Origin of the sequence: Flavobacterium cheniae, from assembly GCF_004363695.1 — a bacterium.
GTDB lineage: Bacteria > Bacteroidota > Bacteroidia > Flavobacteriales > Flavobacteriaceae > Flavobacterium > Flavobacterium cheniae.
On the sequence record NZ_SNZC01000001.1, the window covers coordinates 104,797 to 112,012 of the forward strand.

Here is a 7,216-nt window from a genome sequence, read left to right on the forward strand (position 1 = left end):
TAGTTATTCAAATTTAACGAAATTATTCGTTGAAATCTAAATCTTTATTATGTGTTTCAGAAATAGTTAGAGTAGAGTAGATGCCTAGTGCAAAAGCAAAGAAACCTACAATCGCTGCAGCAGCAATCACACCATTATTTACTTTTAAACCGTCAAAAGCCAATAACATAACGGGAACTAGTCCACGAACCATATTGGGAATAGTGGTAGTAGCTGTGCTTCTAATGTTGGTGCCAAATTGTTCGGCTCCAACAGTTACAAACATGGCCCAATAACCCGTTCCTAAGCCTAACCAAGCACAATAAAAGTAGTACATATTTTCCGATTTGGTTCCGCCAAAAAGCATCAAACAGACTCCGATTATGGTAAACAACATCATATAGAAAATCGCTTTTTTACGAGAATGTAACCAATGCGAAATAAAACCACTTGCAAAATCTCCAACCGAAATCCCAACATAAGCCCACATAATAGCTTTTCCCGGCTGAATATTATCAATTCCCATTACAGGTGCAAATTGATTGGCCATAACCGCTAAAATTCCGATACAAAACCAAGTAGGTAATCCAATAGCAATACATTTCATGTATTTTATGAAACGATTCCAATTGGTGAAAAACGAAAAGAAATTCCCTTTTTTGATGTTATTATCGTGTTTGATATCGTTGTAAATTCCAGATTCTGCTACGCTAATTCGTAATACTAAAAGCATTAATCCTAAAGCACCACCAATGTAATAAGCAATAGTCCAATCGCCTGCTAATTCTACAGTTAATTGTGCTACAACAGCTCCAAGTAAACCAAATCCAGCTACGATGGAAGTGCCAATTGCTCGTAATTGTTTTGGTAAGGATTCTGATACTAAAGTAATTCCGGCACCAAGTTCACCTGCTAAACCAATTCCGGCAATGAATCGCAACCAAGCATATAGCATGGTTTTGTCTTCCACAGGAAAGTGAGGTAAATATCCACAAGCAATATTAGCTAAAGAGTACACTAAAATGGAACCAAATAGAACTGAAAGTCTTCCTTTTTTATCGCCTAAAACTCCCCAAAGAATTCCTCCTAAAAGTAAACCTACCATTTGGTAATTCAGAATCAGGGTTCCAGCAGTATCAACATCTAGGTTCATGTCTTTTAAGCTAGGGACACGAACAATCCCGAAAAGAAGTAAGTCATAAATATCAACAAAATAGCCTAATGCAGCTACAATCACTGGAAATGATAATAAATGTTTTAGTTTTTCTTTCAGAGTAAAGTTTGACATTGTTAGTGTAATTGGTTAGTTAATTTTGTAAAAATAGAGATAATAGAACTAAAATGGTTTTGGTTTGAAAATATTTTTGAACAATAATCTTTAACAAAATTCAGTGGTTTTGTGTTAGTTTTCTGTAATCTAATCCATACCAAATCATTAAATTTGAAATAAAAAAAGTTATGAGAAAATGTTATTTAGTTGTGCTAGTGATTTGTAGTCAGTTTCTCTTTTCACAAACCGACACAAGAGTTTATGATATTATTAAATCCATTTCAACAAAACGAATTGAAAACGATATTCGAACGTTAGCCAATTTTGGTACTAGAAACACATTTAGTGATACTATCTCAAACAAAAGAGGTATTGGAGCAGCAAGAAGATGGATTAAATCAGAATTTGAAAAAGTTTCTAAAGATTGTTCTAATTGTTTGGAAGTTTTTTATCAGAAAGATTTTGTTACTACTAACGATGGTGAGCGTGTTCCAAAAGACACTTGGATTGTGAATGTAGTGGCGGTTCAAAAAGGAACAAAAAACAGCAATCGATATGTGATTATGACGGGTGATATTGATAGTAGAAATTCAGATCCTATTGATTTTACCAAAGATGCTCCTGGTGCTAATGATAATGCGACTGGAATGGCAGGAACGATAGAAGCGGCAAGAGTTCTATCTAAATATAAGTTTGATTATAATATTGTGTATTTAGGCTTGTCAGGCGAGGAGCAAGGTTTGTTTGGGGGAAAAGGTTTCGCTGAGTTCGCAAAAAAGAATAATTGGGATATTATTGGAGTTTTAAACAATGATATGATTGGAAATATAGAAGGTGTTGATGGCGTAATCGATAATCGAACATTTAGAATTTTTTCTGAACCAACACCTATTACTGAAACAGAAAAAGAGAAAAGTAATAGACGTTTTTATGGCGGTGAAGTAGATGGAATTTCAAGACAATTAGCAAGATATATTCACAAATTAACTACGACTTATATGCCAGAAATGAATCCAATGATGGTGTATCGATTGGATAGATTTGGAAGAGGAGGGCATCATAGACCTTTTAATGATTTAGGTTTTTCTGGAGTTAGAATTATGGAAGCACATGAAAATTACAACCGTCAACATCAGGATTTAAGAGTAGAAAATGGCATCAAATATGGTGATGTGATTGAAGGCGTAAACTTTGAATACGCAAATAAGTTAACTGCTGTAAATGCAATCACTTTAGCTAGTTTGGCTTGGGCAACTCCTGAGCCAAAAAATGTAAAAATTGGTGGAATAGTGCAACCTAATACCAAATTAAAATGGGATAAGGTTTCTGATGAGAATATAATTGGATACAAAATTTACTGGCGATTAACAACTTCTCCACAATGGGAATTTAGCCGATTTGTTGGTGATGTTGATAATTTTGAGTTGCAAGGAATTGTAATTGATAATTATTATTTTGGAGTTTCTTCTGTTTCTAAAACAGGGCATGAAAGTGTGGTGGTTTTTCCAAATGATATCATTAGAACAACATTCAAAAGAAACTAGTTTAAAATAAGAAACACCGAATCAATTCTGAATCGGTGTTTCCCAAACTAAAACAAACTAACCCATTATGAACCCATGAATTAAGGGATGTTTTTTATTAAATTAAAATTTATTTCACCAATTCGTTTTCATTTCTAAACACTAATTCTCCATCAAAACTGTCTAGTAAAATAATGCTGTCAACAGTAACTTTACCAGCCAAAATTTCTTTTGAAAGTTGGTTTAGAACCTCACGTTGAATGACTCTTTTAACAGGTCGTGCACCATATTGTGGGTCAAAACCTTTTTGCGCTAAGTATTCAATTGCTTCTGGTGTTGCATCCATTGTAATTTGTTGGTGTGCCAACATTTTAATAACACTTTTCAACTGCAAACCAACAATTTCTTTGATATTCGCATTGGTTAATGGTGTAAACATTACAATTTCGTCAATTCTGTTTATAAATTCTGGACGAACAATTTGTTTCAATAAACCTAAAACTTCTACTTTGGCTGCTTCGGTTGCAGCATCAATTCCACCTTTTAGGTTTTCAAATTTCTCTTGTATAATTTGGCTTCCCATATTTGAAGTCATGATGATAATCGTGTTTTTGAAATCCGCGACACGACCTTTGTTATCGGTCAATCGTCCTTCATCTAATACTTGTAACAAGATATTGAATGTATCTGGATGTGCTTTTTCAATTTCATCTAACAATACTACTGAATATGGTTTTCTTCGAACAGCTTCGGTTAATTGTCCGCCTTCATCATAACCTACATAGCCTGGAGGAGCACCTACTAATCTACTTACAGAATGGCGTTCTTGGTATTCACTCATGTCAATTCGAGTCATGGCATTTTCATCGTCGAAAAGATATTCGGCTAAGGCTTTGGCTAATTCGGTTTTTCCAACACCTGTAGTTCCAAGGAATAAAAACGAACCAATTGGTTTTTTCATATCTTGTAAGCCAGCACGACTTCTTCTTACAGCATCGCTTACAGCTTCTATGGCTTCCTCTTGTCCAACAACTCTATGGTGTAATTCTTCTTCTAAACGAAGTAGTTTTTCTCTTTCGCCTTGCAACATTTTCATTACGGGAATTCCAGTCCATTTGGCAACCACTTCTGCAATATCTTCGCGAGTCACTTCTTCTTTTATTAAGGAAGTTCCAGCTTGGTTTTCAGCTAATTGATTTTGTAAAACATCCAAACGTTCTTGTGCATCTTTAATTTTTCCGTAACGAATTTCGGCTACTTTTCCGTAATCTCCATTGCGTTCCGCTTGTTCGGCCTCAATTTTGAAATCTTCAATTTCTTGTTTTACGTTTTGAATATTGTCTACAACATCTTTCTCTGATTTCCATTTGGTAAAGATTTCGTTGCGTTCTTCTTTTAGATTCGCTAAATCCAAACCTAAACCTTTCAATTTGGTTTCGTCATTTTCACGTTTTATAGCTTCAATTTCAATTTCTAATTGCATGATTTTTCTATCCAAAACGTCTAATTCTTCAGGTTTTGAATTAATTTCCATTCGCAATTTAGAAGCCGCTTCATCCATCAAGTCAATCGCTTTATCTGGAAGAAAACGATTGGTTATATAACGTTGTGATAATTCGACAGCCGCAATAATAGCATCGTCTTTGATACGCACTTTGTGGTGTGTTTCATATTTTTCTTTGATACCACGCAAAATCGAAATAGCACTTTCGGTATCGGGTTCATCGACCATTACTTTTTGGAAACGTCTTTCAAGCGCTTTGTCTTTTTCGAAATATTTTTGGTATTCGTCCAAAGTTGTTGCCCCAATAGCACGTAATTCGCCACGAGCTAAAGCTGGTTTCAAAATGTTTGCTGCATCCATAGCACCTTCGCCACCGCCAGCACCAACTAGCGTGTGAATTTCGTCAATGAAAAGCACAATATCACCTTCGGCAGAAGTTACCTCTTTAACTACCGCTTTTAGTCTTTCTTCAAACTCTCCTTTGTACTTGGCACCAGCAATCAGTGCACCCATATCTAACGAATAAACGATTTTATCTTTTAGATTTTCAGGAACATCGCCATCTACAATTCGGTGTGCTAAACCTTCAGCAATGGCTGTTTTTCCAACACCAGGTTCACCAACTAACATCGGATTATTTTTAGTACGACGCGTTAAAATTTGTAAAACTCTTCGAATTTCTTCATCACGACCAATTACTGGATCGAGTTTACCGTTTTTAGCTAATTCATTTAGGTTTTTGGCGTATTTGTTCAAAGAGTTATAAGTTTCTTCCGCCGATGCCGAAGTTACGCGTTCTCCTTTACGCATTTCGTCAATAGCTGCTTGTAAACCTTTTTCAGTTACCCCTTGATCTTTTAAAATCTGAGCGACATTACTTTTCGATTTGAAGATAGCCAAAATTAAATGTTCGATAGAAACGAATTCATCGTTCATTTTTTTAGCAATGATTTCAGCCTCGTTTACCGTAGTTCCAGCCTCACGAGAAAACATAATATCGCCACCAGAAACTTTTGGAAAATTTTGAATCGTACTATCCAATACTTTTTTGAAAAGCTCCACATTAACGTTGAGTTTTTTTAAAATGAACGGAGTTACGTTTTCGTCCACTTCCAAAATTCCTTTAAATATATGTTCGTTTTCGAGCTGTTGTTGCCCAAAACTTTGTGCAATTTGCTGTGCTTGTTGCAGAGCTTCTTGCGATTTGATTGTGAATTTGTTGATGTTCATATTCTTAATTAATCCTTTTTAGTGAGTTGTTTGATAGGGATTATTCAATATATGTTCCAACCTTTTAAAGATGTCAAAATGTCTTTGTTTTAAGTATTTTTCTTTTGATTTAATGACAAAATGACATTTTATAAGCTAAAAAACACATATAAAGGTACAAAAAAAGACAGTATCATTAAGTACTGTCTTCTGTTAATTAAGTTATAATATTTACCTTCTAAACTTATTATTGGTAATAATGCCTTTTAGCTTGGCTTTTAAATCTTCGCCTGTATCATAAACCATTTGTTCATTACTTGGAAACGGAACAGCTCTTCTGTCAAAATATTGATAATAATTCTCTTCACAAGCGCGTTTGTCACCATTATAGTTAGCGTAGATGTAATCAAAAATAAATTCGCTAGTTACTGGGAAAGCATCTATTAATTGATTGGTTCTAAAATCAATATAATCTACTTTTGCGGTTACTTGGCATGATTTGAATTGGGTAAATTCGTAAATGCTAACTGTAATAGTTTTCATGTTATCCACTTTAATAGGATTGCCTAAACTATCTTTTACTACATTTCCGTTGTTGTCCAAGAGTGTTTTAAAACCGTCTTTAATTTGCTTTTCTTTGATGAATTGTTTTTCTTTTACTTGTTCTGGCGAAATGTTGATTTGTCTAAAATTAACAATCATACCAAAATCATAAGTAATGTTTTTTTGTTTATTGTTGTGATAAACAGTCCATTTATCATTAATTCCATAGGTGCTAAAATCCAATAAATCATCCTGTAAACGAGCTGGGATTACCATATTGGTTTCGTTTTTTGTGTAAACATGAACGAAATCAGTTCCTTTAAATTGAGCTTCGTCCATTAAAGCACGAACATCTTTATAACCCGGATTTAATTTATCCAAATACGCTAAATCATCAAAAGCTTGTCTAAAATCCATTTTGTTTTTAGAAGCTAATAGTTTTTTAGCATTAGCATATAAAAATCCCGAAAGATTATTTTTACTACTAATCAGTTCATCAGAATAATCATCCATTGGAAAGATAGCATTTCTACCTTCTTTCAACAATTGAAGTGGTAAAAGTGGTTTTATACGTTCTTGACGATTGTGTAATTGTGTGTAAAGATTAAAAATTCTTTCGTAGTTCGAAGGATTATTTTCTTTTATTAATAAGTTTAAAGATTCTAAATCGCGTTGCTTTGCCTTAGCAAAAGCTTCTTCTAGTAAGTAAACGTAATCTTGGTTTCCTTTAGAGTTTTTATTAGTTCTTAAACCTTCTAAAGCTCTATTTATAGCGCCGTCATAATCGCCATTACTTAGCATAGATTGAGTTTGCTTCACACCACATGAAACAATTAATAACGATAAAAATAATAAGGTAATTTTTTTCATAAAATTAAATATTTTGTCAAAGATAAAATTTTTTTGGAGCTAATTACTTCGTCAGTTCGCTTTTTTGTAGCTCGTGTCCTGCTGTCCGTTCTATCTTTTTGTTTTTAAAGAAAAAACAAAAAGGATGCCACTTCCATCAGGGCTAAAAAATAAAACTCCGAAAGGTGATTTCGGAGTTTTAGTATTGAAAGGTTGTGTTTTTAGAATTTCAATTCCACTGCGGGTAACAATTTACTTGAAACTTCTCCAAAACCAATTCTAAGATTGTCTTTTTGACAATATCCTCTGATAATTACAGTATCGTTGTCGTTGATGAAT

General features: G+C 33.9%; 4 protein-coding genes and 1 pseudogene. 1 reads left to right on the top strand and 4 read right to left on the bottom strand.

What is annotated here, in order from left to right; all coding sequences use genetic code 11:
- Window positions 1-22: 22 nt before the first annotated feature.
- The gene (locus C8D80_RS00530; protein ID WP_133606273.1) at window positions 23-1,267 is read right to left on the bottom strand and encodes an MFS transporter; all 1,245 of its coding nucleotides are present in this window, start codon (window positions 1,265-1,267) and stop codon (window positions 23-25) included.
- A gap of 170 nt (window positions 1,268-1,437) precedes the next feature.
- On the opposite strand from C8D80_RS00530, the gene C8D80_RS00535 reads away from it, so the two are divergent.
- Window positions 1,438-2,793, top strand: coding sequence for a M28 family peptidase (locus C8D80_RS00535; protein ID WP_133606275.1), 1,356 nt, complete (start codon window positions 1,438-1,440; stop codon window positions 2,791-2,793).
- A 109-nt stretch (window positions 2,794-2,902) separates the two neighbouring features.
- Here the strand turns inward: C8D80_RS00535 and clpB are convergent, their stop codons facing one another.
- From clpB to C8D80_RS12880, 3 genes and pseudogenes are all read right to left on the bottom strand, one after another.
- Window positions 2,903-5,506 (bottom strand): ATP-dependent chaperone ClpB, encoded by a 2,604-nt coding sequence (clpB, locus tag C8D80_RS00540; RefSeq protein WP_133606277.1) that lies wholly within the window; start codon window positions 5,504-5,506, stop codon window positions 2,903-2,905.
- Window positions 5,507-5,716: 210 nt separating this feature from the next.
- Complete coding sequence (locus C8D80_RS00545; RefSeq protein ID WP_133606279.1) at window positions 5,717-6,898, bottom strand: hypothetical protein; 1,182 nt, start codon at window positions 6,896-6,898, stop codon at window positions 5,717-5,719.
- Window positions 6,899-7,098: 200 nt separating this feature from the next.
- Window positions 7,099-7,216 (bottom strand): annotated as a pseudogene (locus C8D80_RS12880) (fumarylacetoacetase); the annotation flags it as partial.